The following is a 24,244-nucleotide window of genomic DNA, read 5'->3' on the forward strand; positions in this document are numbered from 1 at the left end:
CTTCGAAATTAAATAGATATTAAAATAACCATAATCTAACGTATTAAACGGGTTTAGTAATTTAAATGCGTTTTCTTTGTCGGTTAATAAATTCTTATTGATTAGTTAATATTGTTTTCAGTGAGAAACGAATTAATTGAAGTATGGAACGTATTAAAATACAATTTATCTATCTTTGCAGTTACTGTATTATAACACTTCTAAATAGTGATATTTCATAGCAAAAATAATAGGTAATTCCGTGATTATGACTGCTATTTAAGCCAAGTAATGTGTAAACAGCTATTTATGAAGTCAATGGGAAAGACGATAAATTGTCTTAAAACAATTCGTTAATTTTCCCGGTATTTCAATAAAAACTGTTTTTGTTATAAATTTTTTAAATAAATCAATTCAAGTAAAAACCTTTATTGAAGTAAACATGTTAGGTAATGCAGGCGAAACGTTGCGTTAATATTGCCGAAATCTGATAAAATTACTTTTTTAATGACGAACATGATACATAACCCGCTTGAACGAGTTGAAAATCTGGAAGTAGGTGCATGTTTCTGACACTAAATATTTATGGGGAATAAACTACATGCCCGGGTTTCTGAATTTAGAGACTCGAAGGTAATTAAGGAGAAGGGGCTGTACCCTTATTTTAGACCAATTGAGTCAGGTCAGGATACTGAGGTAATCATCCACGGCAAAAAGGTGCTGATGTTTGGTTCAAATTCATATCTCGGATTGACGAACCACCCAAAGGTTGTGGAAGCAGCTCGTGAAGCGATCACTAAATACGGAACAGGGTGCGCAGGTTCCCGCTTCTTAAATGGTACGCTTGATATCCATGAAGAATTAGAGGAGAAATTGGCAGTATACACTGGCAAAGGCGCTGCTGTGCTTTTCAGTACAGGTTTTCAGGCTAATTTAGGTGCTTTGTCCTGTATTACAGGCAGAAATGATTATTTGATTCTCGACGACGCCAACCACGCATCTATCATCGATGGCAGCCGTTTGTCGTTTTCAAAAGTGGTTAAGTATCAGCATAATAATATGGCCGATCTTAGAAATAAGCTTCGGAATCTTCCTGAGGATGCCATTAAATTAATAGCGACTGATGGTATCTTTAGTATGGAAGGCGATATCGTGAAACTTCCTGAAATGGTTAAAGTTGCGGAGGAATTCGGGGCAAATATCATGGTAGATGACGCACACAGTTTGGGTGTTATCGGTACTGACGGTGCCGGAACTGCTTCGCATTTTGGTCTGACTGACAAGGCGGATCTTATTATGGGTACATTCAGCAAGTCTTTTGCATCCCTTGGTGGATTTATTGCTGCTGATGCCGAAACGATAGAGTTTTTGAAACACCGTGCCCGCTCATTGATGTTCAGTGCGAGTATGACGCCTTCGTCAGTTGCAAGCGTTTTGGCTTGTCTTGAAATTGTACAGACTGAACCTGAACATATAGAAAAGCTTTGGGCAAATACACATTATGCCAAGAAATTATTGCTTGAATGCGGATTTGATCTTGGTCGCACCGAAAGTCCTATTTTGCCGATTTATATTCGTGATAACGAAAAGACTTTCCATATCACAAAACTATTGCAGGAAGACGGTGTATTTGTTAATCCGGTAGTATCGCCAGCTGTTCATACTTCTGACTCATTAATTCGGTTCTCATTGATGGCTACCCACACTTTTGACCAAATTGAAGAGGCTGTCGATAAAATGGCGAAGGCTTACAAACAAATATATTCGTATCCCGTTACTGAAACCGTATGACCAGAGTTTTACCCGTTACCTCTAAAAAGGATTTAGACCGGTTCGTTGATTTTCCTCATGACCTATATAAGGACGATGTAAATTACGTACCGGAAATTTTTATCGGACAAAGAGATCTTCTAACACCTGGTAAACATCCTTTTTACGAACATTCAAAAGCGCAGTTATTTTTGGCTTTTGATGGCGAGAAGATAACGGGACGAATTGCTGCGATAAATAATAGAAATCATAACGAATTTATTGGTGCCAAGGACGGTTTTTTTGGCTTTTTCGATTGTATTGACGACCAGGAAACAGCTAATTTGTTGTTTGAAAGTGCAATTAATTGGTTGAAAAGCGAGGGGCTTAATAGAATACAAGGACCTGCAAATCCTTCCACAAATGACGTTTGTGGAATGTTGGTAGAGGGTTTCGATATGCCGCCCGTTGCAATGATGCCCTACAATGCTCCGTATTATCTGAGGCTTGTAGAGAATATTGGTTTGAAGAAAAAAACAGATTTGCTCGCTTATAGAGTAATGCATGAATCTGTAAATGATAAGGCGATCAGAATGTTGGATACGCTTCAAAATCGTTTGCTGGAAAGACATGGAATCGTGATTCGTAAGGTAAATCTGAAAGATTTCAAAAATGAGGTAGTTAAGATCCGGGAGATATATAACATCGCTTGGGCCGAAAACCTTGGGTTTGTACCAACGACAGAAGCAGAATTTGAATATTTGGCAAAAGATCTGAAAATGATCCTGAACCCTGATTATTGTCTGCTTGCTGAGAAGGATAATAAGATCGTAGGTTTTATTCTGGCCATCCCGGATATAAACCAGATTTTGATAAAGATTAAAAAAGGACGATTGCTGCCAACTGGTATCTTCAAACTTCTGTTTTTGAAGAAAAATATTGATATGTTACGCATACTCACGCTGGGGGTAATTGACGGTTATCGAAAAATGGGTATCGAGGCGTGTTTGTATGGTGGGATCATCAAAAATTCGAAGGGCACTAAAATCAAAGGCGGAGAGTGCTCCTGGATGCTGGAAGATAACCACATGATGAACCGTGCACTGGATCAGATGAACGGAGAGCTTTATAAACGTTACCGGCTTTTTGAAAAGGAAATATGAGCGAAAGAATCCTGATAACTGGTGCTAGCGGTTTTATAGGATATCATCTTATAAAAGCTGCAAAAAAGGCGGGCCTGGAAGTCCATGCTGCCGTGCGTGCTTCAAGCAAGTTATCACAACTGGATTCTCTTTCTCCAAAATATGTATACCTTGATTTCAGGTCGAAAGATTCGCTTATTAAAAGTCTGGAAGATGGACAATACGAATACATCGTTCATGCTGCCGGAGCTACGAAAGCAAAAGACGAAATGGAGTATAATCTTATCAATGCTGACTACACCAAAAATCTGGCGTTAGCAGCGGCGGAAGCAAATATTCCGCTTAAAAAATTTGTATTTTTAAGTAGCCTTGCGGCTCTGGGGCCGTCTGCATATCACGACCATCATCTTTTTAAAGAAGACAGAACACCGAATCCGGTAACTGCTTATGGTAAAAGTAAGCTTTTAGCCGAGCAATATTTAAAGGAAATTAATTTACCAAAAGCTGTGTTGCGACCAACAGCTGTCTACGGGCCGGGAGAAAAAGATCTGTTCATTGTTTTTAAAATGTTGCAGGATGGCCTTGATGCCTACATTGGCGATAGTCCGCAGCGTTTCAGTTTCGTGTATGTGCAGGACTTAGTAAATGCCACAATGTTGTCATTGAAGGCTGAAAATAATAAGGAGTATACCTATAATATTTCGGACGGTAATGTTTACAACCGATATGAACTCGCGGATACTTTTAAGGATCTGACAGGTAAAAAAACGATGCGTTTGCACATTCCCGAAGGTGTAGTGAAAGTAGTGGCAAATATTCTGGAACTGGCTTATTTAAATTCCAGGAAAATGCCGGTTCTAAATCAGGAAAAGTTGAATGAACTAACGGCGCCAAATTGGGCTTGTAGTATTGAAGCAGCGAAAAAAGATCTGAATTATCGGCCTGTTTATAATTTGAAAACAGGATTGGCGGAGTCGTTGCCTTGGTATACAGAGAAAAAATGGCTTTAAAATCACCTCTTATTTGAAAATTTATGATTGATCCAGACCAGCACATCAGACCACCGGGAATCTAACCCCAATTATGCTTCCCTGACTTGGGGCATAATGATCATGAAATAGAAAAAAAGGTCAGTGAAAAAAGATTGGTTCGCTTGCTCGTATGAGATGCCGGAACCTTGTAGTGCAGAATTAACCTGAAAATAATGAGTCAGTTGCATAAATTAATTGCAACATCCTTAGGAATAGGATACGTCGGAAAAGGTGGAGGGACAGTTGCCGCTGTTTTCACATGTATTTGCTGGTATTTTTGGCATGAGCATTTTGTGCCTGGCCAGTGGCTGACCTTGGGAGTAACGCTTGTTATAACTATAATCGGAATAATATCTTCGGATGCTGTTGAGCCTTTTTGGGGAAAAGATGATAAAAAAGTGGTGATCGATGAGGTCGCGGGGATGTGTGTCAGTTTATTATTTTTACCTGCATCAATAGCTTATATCGCCGCTGGGCTGGTACTATTCAGGTTCTTTGATATTGTAAAACCTTTGTATATCAGCAAGGCAGAAAAATTACCCGGTGGGTTGGGCGTTATGCTTGATGACGTGTTGGCTGGTATTTGCGCGAACATTCTTCTACAAATCGTATTCAGATTCAATCTCTTGTAAAATGTTAACGTTTATCAAGGCGCAAGCTTCTTCTTTGACAGCAACATTTATCGACTTTTCGACTACAATCGTTCTGGTGAACTTTTTTTTACAAGAACCGTTTATGAGTAGTGTAGTCGGTACAACCTGTGGAGGCTTAGCTAATTTCATAATAAACCGTTATTGGGTTTTCGACGCGACAGAGAATAAAATAAGTACTCAGGCTTTCAAATATTTTCTCGTTTGGGTCGGGAATTTGGCATTTAATGCCTCAGGTATGTATTTGATCTTACACGTTACAGAATGGAATTACGTAGTTTCAAAGGCATTGGTAGCACTTGTTGTAGGTTTTGGCTATAACTATGTCTTTCAGAAAAAGCTTGTTTTCAGATAGCACATGAATAATGAAATCAGATGAAGGTGCTCCTGCCTTAAAGCCCGCAGCAGGAGACGCAAAAAAAAATAGAAATGTTAGTACGATTTAAAACAATTGCCCTATTCTTCCTGATTCTGTTTGGAGCAGACGTTGTCAGCGCACAAACTACAATCATCAGGGGAGTACTGACCGACTCCGCATCAAAGGAGACGTTACCTTACGCGAATGTCCTGATACCAGGGACCACGATTGGTGTGCTGGCTGATGACGAAGGCCGTTACGCTATCAAGCTAGAAGGTACTTATTCGAAAATTCAGTTTGGTTATATTGGTTACAACACCGCCGTGAGAGCGATTGAGCCTGGTAAAGAGCAGGTTATCAATGTAAAACTGAGCGTTAATACTTCCATGCTTACTGAGGTTGTTATCAAAGGCAAGGCGCGTTACAGAAACCGTAATAATCCTGCTGTTGAACTTATCCAGAAAGTGATTGACCACAAGAAGGAAAATCAGATGGAGGCGAATGAGTATGTTCAGTATGAGCAATATGAGAAAATATCGCTGGCACTGAGTAACTTATCTGATAAATTTCGTGAAAAAAGAATTTTCAGAAACTATCAGTTCCTTTTCACAGAACAGGATTCAAGTACCATTGGCGGTAAGAATATGCTGCCTGCTTATTTAAGAGAACGTCTTTCGCAGATATATTATCGTAAAAATCCATACAAAAAGAAGCAGCGCGTTCTGGCCGATCAACGGGCAGAGTATGACGCGCGATTCATTGATAACGATGGTCTGAGTACTTATTTTAATCGGCTTTATGAAGATATTAATATTTACAATAATAACATTTCGGTAGTTACTAACCTGTTGCTCAGTCCGATAGCAAACAGCTCGCCGACTTTCTACAAGTTTTTTATTACTGATACGATCAAAACCCAGCAGCCCTGGTTAATTGAGCTGAGTTTTATTCCCCGTAATAAAACGGATCTTCTTTTTCAAGGTAAATTATATATTACCCTGGACGGCCATTACGGTGTTCAACACGCGTATCTGACAGTAAATAAGGATATTAACCTAAACTTCATGCGTGACCTTGAAGCCAAACTTGAATTTGAAAAGAGTTCGGACGGTAGGTATCACATGAGTAAAAGCACGCTCGGGATGGAATTTGCCTTTGGAGACAAGGGCGGAGGGCTATATGGTGAGCGCACGGTTACTTTTAAGGATTACGAGATAAATAAAGCGCAGAAGGATAGTGTTTATCAGGGGCCGGCTGAGGAAATCATGTATAATCCTGAAGAAAAGAAGAATCCGGACTTCTGGGTGAACTCACGCCACATCCCGCTGGAACGCCGCGAAGTTGAAATTTATAAAAACGTAGATACGCTTCAGACAATAAAATCCTTTAAACGTACAATGGATATCGGTACGTTATTGTTTGCGGGTTACAAGTCCCTCGGACCACTCGAAATCGGGCCGGTCAACACATTTTACAGCTTTAATCCAGTTGAAGGTTTAAGGTTACGTTTTGGCGGAAGAACGACGCCACAGTTCAGTAAAAGACTTTATTTTGAGACTTATGCCGCGTACGGGTTTAAGGATATGAAATGGAAATATTTTGTGAGCGGTACGTATTCACTGAACAATAAATCTGTATATCATTTTCCACTTCATTACTTCCGGGTAAGTTACCAGCATGACACCAAAATACCGGGACAGGAATTACAGTTTGTTCAAGAAGACAATTTTCTTTTGTCATTTAAAAGAGGAAATAACGATCGCTGGTTATACAACGACATATACAAATTTGAATACGTCAGAGAATTCCCAAGCCGAGTTTCATATAAATTTGGCTTTACACAGTGGGCTCAGAGCCCTGCCGGAGCTTTGGAATACCAGCGATATGACACAACGAGCGATGGATTGATCAATATTCCTAAATTATCCAATTCGGAGGCAAGTTTGGAACTTCGGTATGCGCCGAAAGAACAATACTATCAGGGGAAATTATATCGTATTCCAATTCCTAACAAATATCCTGTTTTCACCTTCCGTTATGCAGCGGGTATCAAAGGTCTGCTCGACGGTGAAACGAGCTATCATAATTTCACAGGAAATATCGCCAAACGATTTTTCCTTTCACAGTTCGGTTATGCCGACGTGACCGCAGAAGGTGGATATTTGATTGGCAAGAATATTCCTTTCCCGTTACTGACAATCCATCGGGCAAACCAGAGTTATGCATATCAGCTGAGTTCTTACAATCTTATGAACTTTTTAGAGTTTGTCAGCGATCATTATGCAAGTTTAGGTGTTGAATATTATCTGAATGGATTTCTTTTTAATAAAATACCTCTGTTGAAAAGATTAAAACTTAGAGAAGTCGTAGCATTCAAAGGGTTATATGGCGGATTAAGAAATGAGAACAATCCGGCTAATAATCCGGAATTATACCGCTTTTTGAGAAATGATGACGGGACATTAGCCACATATTCTCTCAATAAAGAACCTTATATGGAAGGAAGTGTAGGGATCGCGAACATTTTTAAATTATTAAGAGTTGATTTGGTTAAGCGCTTCAACTATCTTGACAACCCTAATGTTTCAGAATGGGGAATTAGGGCAAGAGTAAAGTTGGATTTTTAGTATAAAACCAAGTAAGATGAATAAGGACGAGTTAAGAGTAGCTTTACAACAAGGCATATATAAAGTGATCAATCCGTTTGTCAGGTTTCTGATCAAAGCCGGACTTACACCCAACATGGTAACAACCATCGGTTTGGCCCTGAACATCGGGGTTGCGGTGATTTTTATCCTGGGTGTCGAAGAAGGAAACAGGGGAGATTTTGCCTATGTAGGCTGGGCTGGATTTCTGGTATTGTTCGCAGGAATCTTTGATATGCTCGACGGACAAGTGGCCAGACTGGGAAATATGAGCTCCACTTTCGGTGCTTTCTATGACTCTGTTTTGGACAGGTACAGTGAAATGGTGATGTTTTTGGGTATTTGTTATTATCTGGTAGGTCATCATTATTTCTTTAGTTCGCTGTTCGCATTTATCGCTTTGATCGGATCCGTAATGGTGAGCTACACGCGCGCCAGGGCAGAAGGCCTCAGAGTTGAATGCAAAGAAGGGCTAATGCAACGTCCTGAAAGGGTTGTTTTGGTAGGAATATCAGCAATTTCCTGCGGCGTGGCATCTGCCTATATTGGTGGGGATTACAAACTTTTTATCCCCGGAATACCTTTCCATGTATTTGAAACAATGTCAATTTTTACAATTCCCATTACAATCATGGCCGTTCTCACCAATATCACTGCTGTTAATCGATTGTTAAGTGTAAAAAAAATATTGGACAAAAAAGATTCCGATGAGATTTCTATTAATCGTTAGTTTGTTTGCTTTCTTCGCAACAACTAACAATGCCTTCGCAGACAAAAACAAACGGGAAAACGTAGCGGCTATGGCCGTAGATACTTTCCCGGTTCCAAGAGTTCCTAATCTTCTTTTTTATATTCAAAGAGATCCGAACACCAACACGATTTGTTATGAACTCAATGTTGATAACAAGGGCAAGTTAAATGAGGAAAACCCGGTTCACCCTTACTGGATACTATACCCAACAGGAGGAGCACGAAAAGAGCTGAACTATCTTCAGCGCAAATTTGCTTATGGTATTACAGTTAAAAAGTCGGGTAAAGATTTTTATCAGCTGAAATCAGTCGCTTACGCCAAAACTCCTTTATATCTTAGAAAAGGTACAAACAACAAATATCAGGTTTTCATGCAGATCAATCAAAAGCAATGCGTGCTTACCAAAATTTTTGTAAGAATCGATGGAGGGACTTTTTGGGTTCCCAACGTTAAGTATATCGAAGTAACTGGCACTGATCCCTCAAATGGTAAGACTGTTGTCGAACGTATTACCAAATTTTCCTGATGCTGTCATGCCGAAGAACTATGTATCCAACTCGAAAGAATCGGCTAGGATGTTCAAGAGCGATCTCCTCGAATCCGTTTCCAAAGTGCACTATTCCGTGCCATTATTTATTTTCGTTCCTGTAATAATTTATTTCGCCTGGAAAGCAATCTCTGAGCAGCAACTTTCGACACTTCAATTTTCAGGGTTTTATCTGTTAGGTTTGTTCGTATGGACACTGACGGAATATGTTATGCACCGTTTTATTTTTCATTGGGAACCCAAGAAAGGAAACAAGATATTTGAAAGAATCCATTTTATTTTCCATGGTGTTCATCATGACTATCCAAGTGACGCGCACCGTCTGGTCATGCCGCCGTCGGTAAGTATTCCGCTTTCGGCAGCTTTCTATTTCCTGTTCTCACTTTTTCTGGAAACCGGGCAATTAGCTGCATTTTTTTCAGCATTCATGACGGGTTATTTGTTTTATGACATGACCCATTATATGTTGCATCATGCTAACTTTAAAAATAAATTCTGGAAGAAACTGAAAAAACACCATATGTTGCACCATTATGATGATGCCACTAAGGGATATGGAGTGAGTTCTCCGTTGTGGGACAAAATTTTCAGCTCCGATTTTTTAAACAAGAAAAATGATTAACGATTTAGAGAGTCCGGTAACACGTATTTCGAGAAAAGATTTTTATGGGCCAAAAGCCCTCTTAACGATGCTCGGATTATCGGTAGGTTACCTTTTGCTATCCAGATATCTTATCGGGTTTCGCAGTGAACAGATTGTCTTGCTGGTTTTAACCAACGGATTTTATTTCTTTTCAGACGCTACCCGTAGATTCATTACCGCATTCTCGATCTTCATCGTATACTGGATTCTGTTCGATTATATGAAGGCTTTTCCTAATTATAATTACAATACAGTCCACATAAAAAGTTTATACGATCTTGAAAAATCGGTGTTTGGTATCCAGTCCGGTCCCTCGATTCTGACGCCAAATGAATTCTGGATCAAATATCAAAACCCTTTTCTCGATGTCATGTCGGGGCTGTTTTATCTGACTTGGATCCCTCTGCCGTTGTCATTGGCTGGGTATCTTTTCTTTAAAAACCGGCCTAAGTTTTTCACTTTTGCTTTCACGTTCTTGCTTGTCAATTTGATCGGTTTCGTGATTTATTATCTCTATCCGGCAGCGCCGCCCTGGTATAGCCAGCAATATGGATTTGAATTTATTGCCAACACTCCGGGAAATACAGCAGGATTATCAAGATTTGATTCGTTTTTTGATGTAGGGATTTTCAAATCAATTTATTCGAAGAGCTCAAATGTTTTCGCTGCAATGCCGTCGTTGCATTCGTCTTACCCTCTGATCGCCTTATATTATGCTGTAAAAAGTAGAATCAGTTTGGGGCTGACTATTCTTATTGGGATAACGATGCCGGGAATCTGGTTCGCTGCTGTTTATACCAGCCATCATTACGTTCTGGATGTTTTGGCAGGAATCAGCTGCGCGATCACAGGAATTATTCTGGTGAATTTATTTATAGCAAAAAGGTTTAGTTAGAATAAATTCAGATTTTACGCATCGAAAGTTGAGGATAAGCCATCTGGTTCGTTATCTTCAACTTTTTGTTTTAGGCCGAAGTCTGTCAGTTTCATCTTCGCGGTGAAATGTCTTGAAAAGTATCACGATTTGAAATGTATAATAAAAGCATTCAGCTTAAATGGTACCAAAAATTTGAAGAAAATAAAGGGATTATAAACATTTTGTTTTACTTTATCTTCGCCGCTGTAATCATCATCCCGCGGTGGTATTATCTTCAAAAATTTGGATTGTCTTTTCCATTCTGGGATCAGTGGGATGCCGAAGGTGAGGATGTTGTGAGGCCACTTGTTGAAGGGCGTTTTAAACTTTCAAATCTCTGGCTGCCTCACAACGAACACCGCGTTTTACCGACACGCATTGTTACATTAATTTGTTTCAAACTGACTGGTATCTGGAGCAATCTTAACGAAGCGAGAGTCAACGTGTTTATTGCCGCGTCCACACCTGTTTTGATTGTCTGGCTAATGCAGGTAAAAAAGCAATTGTTTGGTAGCAGATGTATCATTTTACTAATTATTTCCGCTCAGTTCGTACTTCCCTTTGGCTGGGAAAATATTTTAGTTGGGTTTCAAAGCCAGTTTTTCTTTTTGATGTTTTTTTCAATTGCTGGGTTTGCTTTGGCCACATTTCACTCTGAAAACTTCTGGGCGTTTGCGGGCGTTTTAAGTTTTAGCTTATTAGGTATTTTAACCATGGCATCCGGCATTCTTTTGCCACTGATAGCCTGCGGTATTTATATTTTTCACAGTATCGCCAATCGCAGAAATTATCTGCTGACACTGGTTTTTGTTATGCTTCTGTTGACAATAACCATCCTTGGTTACCAAATGGTGTCCCATGTCGATGGGCATGAACGGCTTCGAGCAGCAGATTTTAACGAGTTTTTTGAAGGATTTACAAGAGTTCTTAGCTGGCCATCCAGATTAAACCGCTGGCTGGGAATACCGCTTTGGCTCCCCGCTGTTATAGGAATTCCAATTATCCTGATCCGCAAAAATTTCACAAGATTTGATCTTTTAATGGCTGCATGTTTTGCCTGGACTTTTGCCCAGGTTTTGGCAATTTCTTATGGCAGAGGCCATGAATTGGATCAGGTTACGTCGCGGTATACTGATCTGCTGACGCCAGGACTTATTTCGGTCAGTTGGTTTTCGATACGATTGCTTGAGGAATTTGAAAGGAATGTGCGGGTCTGGGTTTTGATATTTGTTATTGGCTTGTCATTTTATCTGACATACTATAAAGCGCATAAACTCCGCTTTGTGGATGACATGACCGATATGAAAAATCAGTCTGAATTGATGTCTCTCGAAGTCAGAAATGTTGCGGAATATTATAAAACGCATGATAAATCAGCGCTGGATAAACCTCAGTTTGAGATACCATATCCGGACAAAGAACGGCTTCAACAAATGCTGGATCTTAAAACTTATCAGTCTGTGCTGCCACGGATTGATGATGGTAATAAAACTAAGGAGTAATTTAACGCCGAATTTAAACGTGATCGGGTCATTTGGTGATCAGCCGTTTTTAATCTTTTGTTTTCAAACTGTATTAATTTAATGATATCAATAGTAATCTGTTCTGCCAACGCAAATGATTTAAGGCTTGTTTCCCGAAATATCGAACAAACCATAGGCGTACCGTTTGAAATTATTTCATTCGATAATAGTGATGGAAAAAAGGGTATTTGTGAGTTATACAATATTGGTGCAAAAAAGGCGAAGTTTGATATCATTTGTTTCATGCACGAAGATATCAGGATCGATACGCCTGATTGGGGCAAAAATGTGCTGGACAAATTTGCAGGCCGTGCTGATATTGGTGTTGTCGGGGTTGCTGGCGGCGGTTACAAATCCTTGACGCCTTCCGGCTGGTATTGTCTCGAATACAAATCGGTGGACAGGTATTTTCAAAATCTTTTACAAGGTTTTAAACTTGATGAAAAGGATGAAATTCACGCTTATCACAACCCTTACGAACAAAAGGTATCAGAAGTTATATGCGTGGATGGTTTGTGGTTTTGTGTGAGAAAAGAAATTCTCGAGGAGAAGCCGTTTGATGAAGAGCTCCTGAAAGGTTTTCACGGCTATGACGTAGATTTTTGCCTGAACATTTATGGAAAGCACAAAATTGTCGTCGTTTACGACGTTCTGATGAAACATGCTTCCGAAGGAAATTTCAATAAAAACTGGCTTGACGAAATTTTAAAGGTTCACAAAAAATGGACGAAATCTCTTCCGCTTACGATCTCCGATGTGGCAGATATTGAATTATATGATACGGAAGAAGCAGCACTGAAAAATCTGGTTGAGCAGATGATTGAATGGAAATATTCATTTTACCAGATTCACCGGATGCTTTTGACGGTCGGGAAGTCTGGTAAAATGCCACTGAGATTATTTTTCAAGGGTTACGCTCACTTGGTTGAGCAAAAGCTGGGAATTGGGAAATGATTATCCAAAGATCCTGGTCCAAAGAAGTTTAGACTTCATGCCCCAGATATGTCGGTTTATAAATCCCTTTTTATTTGATTTTCTATATCTGGGAATGTAGTAAAGCGAATCATAATCTTCGCGCAGCAAACTTGAATATTCGAAGGAGAAAAATGTATCCAGACGTTCTTCAAACAACGTGACAAGTTTATTAACAAAATCAGGATACTTGTTGTATTTGTAACCGTTGCAATGTTTCAGCCATTTCAATTCTTTCCTCATTTTAACGATATCCCGGTTCTCGTGATATTTCTTGTTAATCTTTTTCCTCTTGTTTAAAATGTCCGTCGAGCTGGAACCATGTTGGCGATATTGCACCAGACATTGGTTGATCACAGCGATACTTCCAACATTCGCAGCAACGTAGGCGAGCCATTGGTCATGGAAAAAGTCTCTGTGAAAAGGTAAAGCCCATGGCAATAATTCTTTTTTGATCATGCAACTGTGGCCGGAAATGCAGTTGAAAAGCAGGAAAATTTTCGGATTGTCGCCGCTGTACAAATTGACAATATCTGACATTTTTTTATCCGCGTCATTTCCATCCTCGTCTATCAACGCAGAATCATGGTACACCAAAAGGCTGTCACCAATTGCTTCAACTTGCAACCTTATTTTGTCCAGATCCCAGATATCATCCTGGTCAGAAAGTGCAATTAAGTCGCCTTGACATAAGTTAACCGCCTTTTCGAAATTCTTCACATAGCCAAGATTTTGCTCGTTCTCGAAAATTTTAATGAAGGGAAATCGCTGCTGGTATTCCCGAACTATGCTAACTGAGCTGTCGCTGCTGCGATCATCCACGGCGATAATTTCAAGGTTGGGATAGGTTTGATTAACAAGTGAATCAAGTTGTTCGCGTAGGAATTTTTCTCCATTGTAAACACATAATGCAATGGAAACGAGGGGTGTATTAGGTTGATTCATCTTGGATACTTACTAATTTTTATACCGTTTTTTCAGCGGAAGGGAATTTAATTTACACAACTAAAAAACACGTTTTATACCTGTTCCCCATATTTTTCTTAATGTAAAAAAGAACCGGCTGACTTTATTCTTTTTCATTAAATACAAAAGCTTGTCCTGATGTTTCCAGATTTCGAGTCCATAAGCAGGACTTGCCAGAGAGGAATTTCGTTTTAAACTTAGTTGGTAAAGCTTGGTAATCAGGCTGCTATTTTGTTTTGAACTTTGCTCCATACAAATTTTCAGCCAGTCACTTTCCTGAGTCAGCTTCTCTATTTTTCTCTCCGTGCTATTTTTTCTGGGTGTTCTTATCGCCAGCAGATCGGTGCTGTTATGCTGATGCTGCCGATATTTCACCAGGGATTTTTCAATAAAATCAATTGATCCAATATTTGTGGCAATAAAAGCGATCCATTGATCGTAATGAAAGCCGACCGGAAACGGGAGAATATGAGTTATCATTGATTTTTGCATCAGAATACTATGCCCGGAAACGCAATTCATGAACAGAAATGGTCCCGGGTGATTTCCTCTGTAAAAGTTAAACTTATCAGAAATTTTAAGATTCATGGATTTTCCATGAGAATCAATGAATTCCGAATCATGATAAATCATCAGATTTTGCCCAATCGCCTCGACCTGTAATTTGATTTTGTCTTTATCCCAGATATCATCCTGGTCACATGGCGCAATAAATTCTCCGGAGCAAAGGCCCATAGCCTTCTCAAAGTTTTTATTGTAGCCTAAATTATCCGGATTTTGAACAAGTCGAATAAACGGATATCGATTACAATAAGCATTGATGATATCGATGGTCTTATCCGAAGAGCAATCGTCTACAACAATAATTTCAATATTTTTATACGTCTGGGCCAGCAAGGAATCCATGAGTTCTTCAAGGAATTCTTCACCATTGTACGTACATAAAGCAATAGAAATTAATGGCAGACTATCCATTTATGCTTCCGTAAACTGTTGCATATCGATCAGCTTTTTATACAAACCATGGCTTGCCATAAGCTGAGCATGTGTGCCGGTTTCGATGATTTGTCCGTCCTCCAAAACCACAATCATATCCGCATTTTGGATTGTACTCAACCTGTGGGCTATTACCAGCGAAGTTCTGTTTTTCATCAGGTTATTAAGCGCTTCCTGCACCAATTTCTCTGATTCAGTATCCAAAGCCGATGTTGCTTCATCCAAAAGCATAATCGGAGGGTTTTTCAAAACAGCTCTTGCAATACAGATTCGTTGTTTCTGCCCACCGGAAAGTTTCATTCCACGGTCACCGATATTACTTTCATAACCGTTGTCTGTGTTAAGAATAAAATCATGAGCGTTGGCAACCCTCGCAGCGTTTTCCACTTCCTGCTGTGTTGCATCCGGCATACCAAAGGCAATGTTGTTAAAAATCGTGTCATTAAATAGCATCGATTCCTGGTTCACCACACCGACCATGGACCACAACGATTCCATTTTCAGTTTTTTGACATCAACATTATCAATCGTTACGCGGCCACTTTCTGCATCAATAAACCTTGGTATCAAATCCATCAAAGTAGATTTTCCTCCTCCCGAAGGCCCAACCAAAGCAATGGTTTTTCCTTTCGGGATTGTCAGATTAATCGATTTTAATACTTGTCTTTCTGAATACGAGAAAGACAGATTTTCCAGGCGAATTGCTTCATTGAAGGAGGTGAGGGCAATGGCGTCAGGAGCGTCAGTAATTTCTGGTTTTTCATCAATCAATGCAAGAACACGTTCTCCTGCTGCTATACCTGTATGTATATTGCTGAACGATTCCGTCAATGCCTTTGCTGGGCGCATCACCTGAGAAAAAAGTGCGATATAAGAAACAAACGCAGGTCCTGTAAGATCTGACTCATTATTCAGAATTAGTGACCCTCCATAAAGAACAATAGTTGCAACCATGGCGACTCCCAGAGTTTCTGAAACCGGCCCACCAAGTTGCTGCCTACGCGCCATTTTACGGCCTAAGTCAGAATAACGTACATTTTCCGAATCAAATTTAGTTTTGATTGCTTCTGTCGCGTTGAACGATTTTATGATCTTGATGCCGGACAAAGCTTCATCCAAGTAGCTGATCATTAGGCCAAACATGTGTTGCGCCATAGCTGCCTGTTCTTTTAATCGCTTTACGATTTTCGAAATTATAAATGCCGAAACAGGAATTACAAGGATAGCGAATATGGTGAGCTTAAAAGAAATTGAGAAAAGCATGAACACATAAGCAAGAAGCTGCAAAGGTTCTTTGAAAACGACCTGTAAAGTGGCTGTTACGGAGAATTGAACAGCGCCAACATCTGATGCTATTTTTGCAATAATATCCCCTTTTCGTTGGTTGTTGAAGTATCCTACATGAAGATTCATGACATTATTAAAAACCGTTTTCCGAAGGTTTAACAATGTGTGAATGCGGAGGTTTTCCATTATTCGCTGAGAAAAGTATCGGAAAACGTTTCCTAAAAGAACAGCTAACACAATAATTCCGCAAACGTACTTTAAGGCATCAAATGGGCCGTAATTAATACTAATCTGTTGAGAATAATAATTTAAATAACCAGTAATGTCAACCCAGCTTTTCGGCTCTTCGAGCGGGGTTGCATTACTCGCTCCACTGATAAACAACGTGTTTAACAATGGAGAAAGAAGTGCTAACTGAAGGGTACTGAAAATAACACCTAAAACAGTAAACATTACATATGGAATGGCGAATTTTTCAATCGGCCTGGCAAAGGATAATAATCGGAAGTATGTTTTCATTTTTTATATAAAGGCACAAAGATACGTTTTTATGCCGTTCTGTAAAGATCCGGGTGCGAATCCGTTATTTGTTTAGTTGGGATAAGATATTATGTAACGCAAAAAATCAGTTTTTAATTTTAAAATGCTCACCGGTTTTTGTGTTTTTCCTGGAACTGCGTATAGTACTTTGACCCATAATCCGCTAAAAGGTTGGAACAGGCTTTTAAAATCATTATTTTGAGGATCGGTTTTTTTATGTCACCAGATAAAAAAGATATGAAAAATCATTTGTCCAGACGAGAAGCTTTAAATCATATTGGGGCTTTAACGTCGGCTGCTTTACTCAATTCTTCTGAGTTGATGGCTATTAATCAACAAACTATGCTTCAAAGAGAAATTCCATCCTCGAAAGAAAAATTACCGGTTGTCGGGCTGGGATCCTGGATACAGTTTGATGTCGGAAAATCTGCAAATGAAAGCCAGGGATTGGTTCAGGTTTTAAAAAGTATGAATAAACAGGGCGGGAAATTAATTGATTCTTCGCCTATGTATGGACGAGCAGAAGAGGTTATTGGCGATTTAACAGCAGCGTCCGGCGAGGCGGATAAATTTTTTTACGCGACGAAAGTCTGGACCACCGGCAAACAGGCTGGTATCGACCAGATGAACAGCTCCTTTAAAAAGATGAAACGTCAGAAAATGGATCTGATGCAGATCCATAACTTACAGGACTGGCAAACTCATATCAAGACCCTCAAAGACTGGAAGGAGCAGGGGAAGATCCGGTATATCGGTATTACGCATTACACCGCTTCTGCTCATGACGAACTTGAACGGATTGTAAAATCCGGAGTTGTAGATTTCGTACAGTTTAATTATTCGATAAAAGTCAGAAACGCAGAGAAAAGCCTTTTGAAAGCAGCGAAAGAATCTGGTGTCGCCGTTATAATCAATGAACCTTTCGATAGCGGTAATTTATTCAAACTCGTAAAAGGAAAAACCTTGCCGGCTTGGGTCGCGGATTATGATATCAATAGCTGGGCTCAGTTTTTCCTCAAATATATTTTGGCAAACACTGCTGTCAATTGTGTAATTCCCGGAACTTCGGATGAAAAACATCTTATTGACAATATGCGGGCAGGTTATGGGAAGTTGCCGGATCAGGCTGGCCTGAAAAAGATGATCGATTTTGTAGAATCCCTTTGAAGAATTAATTCGATTTCTCGTGAACGTAAAAATTACCATGCCGGTTACATAGCTGTTCGCTCTTTGAAATCAGGCTTCTTTTGTATTAAAGAATAATTAAATGACTCGGTTGTTGCATCAACCCGGGTCTTTTTTTCGTAAATACTGGGTAACTGGCTTGCAGTAAAAATAGAAACCTGAACGAGATAAAATCGAAACTTATTTACGCCCTGAAATGAACAAATTGTATTTTAATGTGATATATTTTTCCAGACTGTTTTTTCTTTTTTCTTTTTTGACGATTCATTTTTTTGCCGAAGCGCAGGAAAGGTGTGCGACAATAGAACTTCTTGAACAGAAATTTTCAGCAAATCCTGCTTTGAAACTTAGATTCAGCGCTCGGGAAAGTCGGTTTCAGGATATGGTCAGGCAAAGGATAGCCAGTCGAAAATCTTCAAAAACTGCGGAGTTGATAACAGTTCCTGTCGTCTTTCATATTGTAATGAATAATCAGTCGGCTGTATCGGATCAACAGATTATGGCCCAGCTTGATACAATTAATAAGGATTACGCGGGCTTAAATGCAGGTTCTGCAAGAATTCCTTCCTATTTTCAGTCGCTTTTTGGTCAGTCGGGTATTCAGTTTTGCCTTGCACAACGAACACCTTCGGACGAACCTACCACAGGAATTGTCAGGTATAATACGTCCCAAACATCTTTCGACTTTACAAATAATTTTGTGAAACATCCTGCGATGGGAGGAGCCGATGCCTGGGATCCAAACAGTTATTTGAATATATGGGTTTGCGCGCTGGACAATGAAACGCTCGGTTATGCCACATTCCCCAACGATGGCGCCGAGGATGAGCAAGGCGTTGTAATTGCGTATAACAGTCTTCCGGGAGGATCTGCAACTAACTTCAATGCAGGGAAAACACTTACCCATGAAATCGGTCATTATTTTAATTTATACCACATCTGGGGTGATGACCGTGGTGCTTGTAACGGAACTGATTTCGTAAGCGATACGCCGAATCAGGGAAACAGTACGACAACCTGCCGTACGGGCGTGGTGACGGACAATTGTAGTCCGGCGTCTCCCGGAATTATGTATCAGAATTTCATGGATTATTCGCCTGATAATTGTCTGATCATGTTCACCAATGAACAGGTGGCGCGGATGGAAACTGCTTATGCAACATATCGTTCGCTGTTAAGCGAATCCAGAGGATGTCTGCCTTTGGATTTGAAGCGTAAAGATGCGTCCATAAGGCAGATTACCCAGCCAGATCAACGACTTTGTGCCAATACATTTACTCCGTCAGTTATTTTAAGAAACAGGGGAAGTGAGATTTTGACTTCTGTGACAATCAACGTTAGTATTGATAATGGTTCCGTTACCAGTTATCGCTGGACAGGTTCTTTAAAAAGTTATGGGGAAGTATCTGTAACGCTGCCATCTATGACAACCACAGAAGGTAATCACGTATTGACCGTTACCTCCGTTAATCCAAACGGTGGGGCAGATGAAGATACTTCCAATGATACCCAAAGCTTCGACTTTATTTATTATTTGCCTTCGATTCCGCCAGTTAGTGAAGGCTTTGAAGGAACATTCCCGGCAACGGCCTGGGATATTGTGAATCCGGATGGTGGTCAAACCTGGGAGAAAACAAATGTTGCTGCAAAAACAGGGAATGGTGCGGCGCGAATGAGAAATTTTGATTACTTGTCGATCGGCCAAAAAGATTATTTGAGGACGCCAACGGTTAATATTTCCGGCGTCGATTCCGCCTTTGTTTCTTTTCAGGTAGCTGCGGCAACTTATACCAATTCAACCAATTTTAGCACCAGCGCATGGGATACCTTACAGGTTTTGGTAAGTACAGATTGCGGGCTTAGTTATACAAGTATTTATAAAAAATGGGGGCCAAATCTGGTGACAAGAACGGCTGCCACCCGGATTGCTTTTACTCCTTCTGCCGAGGAATGGAGAAGGGAGGAGCTTGATATCAGTGATTTTATCAGCCAGGGAAATGTTCTGATTGCTTTCCAGAATATTAATGGGAACGAAAATGATGTATATCTCGACGATATTAATATCCGTACGGTCACTGTTAATCCAAATTTGAAAGAGGCAGGATTTTTAGTTACCCCGAATCCAACAAGTGGTGAGATATCGGTTCAGTTTTACCCACATCCAACAGGGTTGAGATCGATTCAGATTTATAATATCAGCGGGCAGGAAGTAGCACTGCTTACGCTGCCAGAGGGAGAAGTTGATACAAATATTTTCAACTTTAACCTGCAAAATTATGCGGCTGGGATGTATATCGTTAAAGCTGTATTTGATGATAAAACACTGACGAAGAAAATTGTAAAATATTAAATTGGCTATCGGCGGTCGGCTATCGGCAGTCAGTTATTGGCTGTGAGAAATATTTTGAAATCGGAAAATGTTAAAACGCTTTATCTGGCTTTTCGTCAGTGAAGCGTTTTTTATTTGAATCAAGATCAGAATAATTCCAACTGTTCAGGATCGCGCGGTTTTCTTGGTTTTATCTCTGGTTCTCCAAAATTGGAAAGTGAAATTCCGAGTAATCTAACGGGTTTTTCTTCCCTGTCCACTTTTTCCAGAAGCTGTTTGGCCGTATTGAAAATAGTTTCAAAATCGCCGACCGGATGAGGGTATGAATGATTTCTTGTGATTTGGGTAAAATCGTTATACTTGATTTTCAAAGTGATAGTTCGTCCTTTCAGTTGTTTTTTCTGCAAGCGATTGAAAACGGTCTCCGCAATCAGATCAAGTTCCTTGTGCATTTCTTCGACCGTAACCAGATCATAAGTAAATGTGTCTTCGGCTCCCAAAGATTTGGTTTCCCGGTGCGGCTGTACCTCCCGCTCATCAATTCCCCGGACAATTTTATAGTAAAAATACCCAGATTTTCCGAAATGTTTAACGAGTTCTATTTCCGGTAATTTTCGCAGATCCGCACCTGTAAACAATTGCATACTGTTCATTTTTTGCGCCGTCACTTTGCCAACGCCAAAAAATCTTTCTACCGGAAGATTGTTGATAAAAGATTCAATCTTTGAAGGGCCAATGAAAGTCAGTCCATCAGGTTTGTTGATATCAGAAGCAATTTTCGCTACAAATTTATTTGTCGAAACACCGGCTGAAGCGGTAAGATTTAATTCATCTTTGATAGCTTTTTTTATCTGCTGCGCGATTTCCAGCGCCGATCCGATATTCTGTTTATCATTCGTAACATCCAGAAATGCTTCGTCCAGGGAAAGCGGCTCGATGATATCCGTATAACGCTCAAATATTTCCCGGATACTTCGTGAAACTGATTTGTAGGCTTCAAATCTTGGATAAACAAAGATAATGTTGGGGCATAACTGAATTGCCCGGCGGGACGACATTGCCGAACGGACACCAAATTTTCTTGCTTCATAACTCGCCGTTGCCACCACACCGCGGCCGGTTGGGGAGCCTCCAACTGCCAGAGGTTTACCCTGATACTGTGGAAAATCACGCTGCTCAACCGACGCGTAAAATGCGTCCATATCAATATGGATGATTTTGCGATGGGAAGGTTTTGGCGTATCCGACATTACTCTAAAACCAAAAAAAGGATCTTAATGTTCTTTACCAAAATTTTTCTCTCCGGCCTCAATTTTGGCAGAAAGGTGATTAGCAGCAGGAGGAATGGGGCAGTGGTAACCGTCGCTGTATGCGCAGTATGGATTATAGGCTTTGTTAAAATCTAGGATAACGACGTTTTCCTTAATATCTCCGGTTCTCAGATCAATATAACGCCCACCGCCATAAGATTCAACGCCGTTCGTTTTGTCTTTAAAAGGTAAAAACAAATAATCTCGGTATTGCGGAAGTGATTGCAGACTTAAACTGCGATAGACGGTGAGTGATTGCTTTTTACCATGAAGTCGGAATTTCAGTTCACCATATTTTACATACGTTTTGTTGGTATCACTGTAAGTCGGCATTTCAAAAGGCCGGCTTTTCTCAATTTTTTTGAAAACAGCAGTCACACGATAAGTCGAATCGGGCTCAAAAAAGCGGAGGTATGACAGATCGTCTTTCTTTAACGGAGAATTTTTCGATTTTAAAAAATCTTCTTTGTAGTGATTTCTGAAATTTTCAGTTTCCTCATTGAAATTCTGTGCGATAACGTTGGTACAGAGTAAAAGAAGAATCGTTAGGTTGAGCAAGCTTTTCATATTGTATTCAAAAAAATAAATCCGGCAAAAATTACCGGATTTTTGTGATATTGTCAATACTGTTCCACCTGTCGTTCAACAGATGTCTGAATATTTATTTCGCTTTAATCTTGATTATTTTACTTTCGTCGATATTATAGTAATTTTTTACCGCTTCGTAATTATTCACATCCACAGAACCGCTTTTTCTGGTATTGAAATCAGAAGGGATGACCACAACACGGATAGTTTGATCTTCTAAGGTTGCGCTGTTCAATGAACCTTTGTTGTAATTTGGATCATCTGCATCAATAAATACACTGAAATCTGTCGGCGTATAATCAAAATTATACCTTACTGAGGTCGTAATCGCCTGTGGTAATAATCGCCAGATCGGCGCAGAGCCGTTTACGTCCCAAAGAATGTAGACTAGAACCGCATCAGATTCCACTACCTGAAGATTTGGGACATCAGCAAACCTGATCGTGTAGGTATATAAATTCGCTGCTGTGAAATTGATATTTTCGGCTTCAAAGGTAGTACCGACAACATTGACACCATCGGCACCGGGTGCACCATCATCTCCTTTACATCCTGCAAAAAGCACTGAAATTACTAACAACAGGGGAATGAGTTTTTTCATCATGAGTTTAAATTGGCTAAGTGAATTTTACTGGTAACAAACGTATGTTATGTTTTTTAATTGCCCTAATAATTTCGGGCCATTAACTTTTCATTGACAAAATGAAACTAGTCTTGCGCGGTATCAGTTGGGTAGTTGAGGACGAAAATACGGCTGTTGATTAACAAATAATTAATTTGCAATGAATAGAGTAAGATAGTATTTTTCTGACTTGTAATATCAAAACAATTATTTATCCAAAAAATAAGAAGGATATGATCAACCGTAGAGCAAATGCCGTTTGGAAAGGTACAGGAAAAGAAGGTACCGGGGTAATGAGTACTCAAAGTACTGTCCTTGAAAATACACAATATTCTTTCAATACACGTTTTGCTGATGGCGTTGGAACAAATCCTGAGGAGCTGATCGCGGCTGCTCATGCGGGATGTTTTGCCATGCAATTGAGCTTTCTTTTGAATGAAGCAGGTTTTACAGCTGACGAACTGAATGTTTCTGCTACCATTACTCTTGATCCTTCGCAAGGCGCAATTACTAAAAGTGCATTGATACTGAAAGGTAAAGTTCCGGGTATCACGGCTGAACAATTTGATGAAATTGCGCACGCGGCCAAAGAAAAATGTCCTGTTTCAAAAGTTTTGAATGCGGAGAAAACTTTAGAGATTGAATTTATTTCCTAATACCAATAGAAAATAAAAATGGGGCTGAGAAAAAATTTCTCTGCCCCATTTTTTTAGCCAAGTTCTTTAAAACTTCTGCTCGTCCGCACTCGGGCCGTAACTTCCCGGAATGGGAATATCCAGAAGTCTCAGGTAAACACCCAGCTGTGCCCGGTGATGAACCACCTGGCTAAAAGTGATCCTGATAAATTCCGATTTGGAGGTTTTACTTAAAATCATTTCTCCGTTTCTTAACACCCAGATATCATCAAGCTGTTTTTCATTTGCAGCTTCAAGCGCGTTCTTGCCTTCGGTCAATGATTTTTCAAAGAATTCCAATAATGCAGGAGTGTCCTTAATATCCTGAGGATTGTATGGACTGCTTGCAAAGTCAAGTTCATCGGTGTTGAGGACCAAAGATATCCATGTGGGTAATTCCGCAATATGTGTTGTTAACTGTTGGATCGTCATGCTTTTAGAATGCGGTTGCCAGTCAAATTTATCTGTTGGTACGCGTTCCAACATTTTGCGCGTCGTTACTGATTCCTGTTCCAACTCTTTTAGAAAAACCGATATCATTTCCATTACTTTTCTGTTTAGTGATGCTGCAAATCAAATAGCGGCTAGTGACAACCCTATGTCAGTTGGGCTTAATTTTTTTTCCTAAACTCTAATTCAGGAGTTTGTCAATCGTAATCTACATCGAGGTTTAATCTTGTAGTATTATATGTAAAGTGCAATACTACATAGTTAATGTATTGTCAAATTAACGTCATTATTATAATAAAAAACCATAATTGTTTCCTGAGTTTCATATATATTTGAATCTATTAACTGTCTGTAAAATAGGTAGTTATTGTTTTGTAGAATATGTTTCCAA

General features: G+C 39.7%; 22 protein-coding genes. 15 read left to right on the top strand and 7 right to left on the bottom strand.

Going from position 1 to position 24,244, the window contains the following annotated elements; all coding sequences use genetic code 11:
* Positions 1-564 precede the first annotated feature (564 nt).
* From spt to L0657_RS26060, 12 genes are all read left to right on the top strand, one after another.
* The gene (spt, locus tag L0657_RS26005) at positions 565-1,770 is read left to right on the top strand and encodes a serine palmitoyltransferase (protein WP_235153710.1); all 1,206 of its coding nucleotides are present in this window, start codon (positions 565-567) and stop codon (positions 1,768-1,770) included.
* Positions 1,767-2,891, top strand: coding sequence for a hypothetical protein (locus L0657_RS26010; protein WP_235153711.1), 1,125 nt, complete (start codon positions 1,767-1,769; stop codon positions 2,889-2,891). Before spt ends, L0657_RS26010 begins: the two co-directional genes overlap by 4 nt.
* Positions 2,888-3,880, top strand: coding sequence for an NAD(P)-dependent oxidoreductase (locus tag L0657_RS26015; protein WP_235153712.1), 993 nt, complete (start codon positions 2,888-2,890; stop codon positions 3,878-3,880). Before L0657_RS26010 ends, L0657_RS26015 begins: the two co-directional genes overlap by 4 nt.
* Before the next feature lie 194 nt (positions 3,881-4,074).
* Positions 4,075-4,533, top strand: coding sequence for a phosphatidylglycerophosphatase A (locus L0657_RS26020; protein WP_235153713.1), 459 nt, complete (start codon positions 4,075-4,077; stop codon positions 4,531-4,533).
* 1 nt (position 4,534) lies between these two features.
* Entirely contained in the window at positions 4,535-4,906 is a 372-nt protein-coding gene (locus tag L0657_RS26025; RefSeq protein WP_235153714.1) for a GtrA family protein, read from the top strand.
* Positions 4,907-4,980: 74 nt separating this feature from the next.
* Positions 4,981-7,536 (top strand): DUF5686 and carboxypeptidase-like regulatory domain-containing protein, encoded by a 2,556-nt coding sequence (locus L0657_RS26030; RefSeq protein WP_235153715.1) that lies wholly within the window; start codon positions 4,981-4,983, stop codon positions 7,534-7,536.
* Positions 7,537-7,552: 16 nt separating this feature from the next.
* Complete coding sequence (locus L0657_RS26035; protein ID WP_235153716.1) at positions 7,553-8,284, top strand: CDP-alcohol phosphatidyltransferase family protein; 732 nt, start codon at positions 7,553-7,555, stop codon at positions 8,282-8,284.
* A complete protein-coding gene (locus tag L0657_RS26040) occupies positions 8,262-8,831 on the top strand; it encodes a DUF4833 domain-containing protein (RefSeq protein WP_235153717.1) in 570 nt (189 codons plus the stop codon). Before L0657_RS26035 ends, L0657_RS26040 begins: the two co-directional genes overlap by 23 nt.
* A gap of 7 nt (positions 8,832-8,838) precedes the next feature.
* Complete coding sequence (locus L0657_RS26045; protein WP_235153718.1) at positions 8,839-9,474, top strand: sterol desaturase family protein; 636 nt, start codon at positions 8,839-8,841, stop codon at positions 9,472-9,474.
* Positions 9,467-10,390, top strand: a complete 924-nt coding sequence (locus L0657_RS26050) for a phosphatase PAP2 family protein (RefSeq protein ID WP_235153719.1) — start codon at positions 9,467-9,469, stop codon at positions 10,388-10,390. Before L0657_RS26045 ends, L0657_RS26050 begins: the two co-directional genes overlap by 8 nt.
* A gap of 134 nt (positions 10,391-10,524) precedes the next feature.
* Entirely contained in the window at positions 10,525-11,913 is a 1,389-nt protein-coding gene (locus L0657_RS26055; protein WP_235153720.1) for a hypothetical protein, read from the top strand.
* A gap of 81 nt (positions 11,914-11,994) precedes the next feature.
* The gene (locus L0657_RS26060; RefSeq protein ID WP_235153721.1) at positions 11,995-12,888 is read left to right on the top strand and encodes a glycosyltransferase; all 894 of its coding nucleotides are present in this window, start codon (positions 11,995-11,997) and stop codon (positions 12,886-12,888) included.
* On the opposite strand, the gene L0657_RS26065 is transcribed toward L0657_RS26060, so the two are convergent.
* The 3 genes from L0657_RS26065 to L0657_RS26075 are packed head-to-tail and all read right to left on the bottom strand — an operon-like array spanning position 12,889 to position 16,674.
* Positions 12,889-13,851: a glycosyltransferase gene (locus L0657_RS26065; RefSeq protein WP_235153722.1), complete on the bottom strand. Its 963-nt coding sequence runs from the start codon at positions 13,849-13,851 to the stop codon at positions 12,889-12,891.
* A 60-nt stretch (positions 13,852-13,911) separates the two neighbouring features.
* Complete coding sequence (locus tag L0657_RS26070) at positions 13,912-14,847, bottom strand: glycosyltransferase family 2 protein (protein WP_235153723.1); 936 nt, start codon at positions 14,845-14,847, stop codon at positions 13,912-13,914.
* Complete coding sequence (locus L0657_RS26075; protein ID WP_235153724.1) at positions 14,848-16,674, bottom strand: ABC transporter ATP-binding protein; 1,827 nt, start codon at positions 16,672-16,674, stop codon at positions 14,848-14,850.
* Positions 16,675-16,932: 258 nt separating this feature from the next.
* Between L0657_RS26075 and L0657_RS26080 the strand changes: the two genes are divergently transcribed.
* Complete coding sequence (locus L0657_RS26080) at positions 16,933-17,862, top strand: aldo/keto reductase (protein WP_235153725.1); 930 nt, start codon at positions 16,933-16,935, stop codon at positions 17,860-17,862.
* A 274-nt stretch (positions 17,863-18,136) separates the two neighbouring features.
* Positions 18,137-20,230, top strand: a complete 2,094-nt coding sequence (locus L0657_RS26085; RefSeq protein ID WP_235153726.1) for a M43 family zinc metalloprotease — start codon at positions 18,137-18,139, stop codon at positions 20,228-20,230.
* 125 nt (positions 20,231-20,355) lie between these two features.
* On the opposite strand, the gene dinB is transcribed toward L0657_RS26085, so the two are convergent.
* From dinB to L0657_RS26100, 3 genes are all read right to left on the bottom strand, one after another.
* Positions 20,356-21,459: a DNA polymerase IV gene (dinB, locus tag L0657_RS26090; RefSeq protein ID WP_235153727.1), complete on the bottom strand. Its 1,104-nt coding sequence runs from the start codon at positions 21,457-21,459 to the stop codon at positions 20,356-20,358.
* A gap of 24 nt (positions 21,460-21,483) precedes the next feature.
* Positions 21,484-22,086, bottom strand: coding sequence for a DUF1684 domain-containing protein (locus tag L0657_RS26095; RefSeq protein WP_235153728.1), 603 nt, complete (start codon positions 22,084-22,086; stop codon positions 21,484-21,486).
* Positions 22,087-22,180: 94 nt separating this feature from the next.
* Positions 22,181-22,711, bottom strand: a complete 531-nt coding sequence (locus tag L0657_RS26100; RefSeq protein ID WP_235153729.1) for a hypothetical protein — start codon at positions 22,709-22,711, stop codon at positions 22,181-22,183.
* A 251-nt stretch (positions 22,712-22,962) separates the two neighbouring features.
* Here L0657_RS26100 and L0657_RS26105 point away from each other — a divergent pair, with 251 nt between their 5' ends.
* A complete protein-coding gene (locus L0657_RS26105) occupies positions 22,963-23,385 on the top strand; it encodes an OsmC family protein (protein ID WP_235153730.1) in 423 nt (140 codons plus the stop codon).
* 66 nt (positions 23,386-23,451) lie between these two features.
* Here the strand turns inward: L0657_RS26105 and L0657_RS26110 are convergent, their stop codons facing one another.
* Complete coding sequence (locus tag L0657_RS26110; RefSeq protein ID WP_235153731.1) at positions 23,452-23,949, bottom strand: DinB family protein; 498 nt, start codon at positions 23,947-23,949, stop codon at positions 23,452-23,454.
* Positions 23,950-24,244: the final 295 nt, after the last annotated feature.

The organism is Dyadobacter sp. CY345 (assembly GCF_021502725.1).
GTDB lineage: Bacteria > Bacteroidota > Bacteroidia > Cytophagales > Spirosomataceae > Dyadobacter.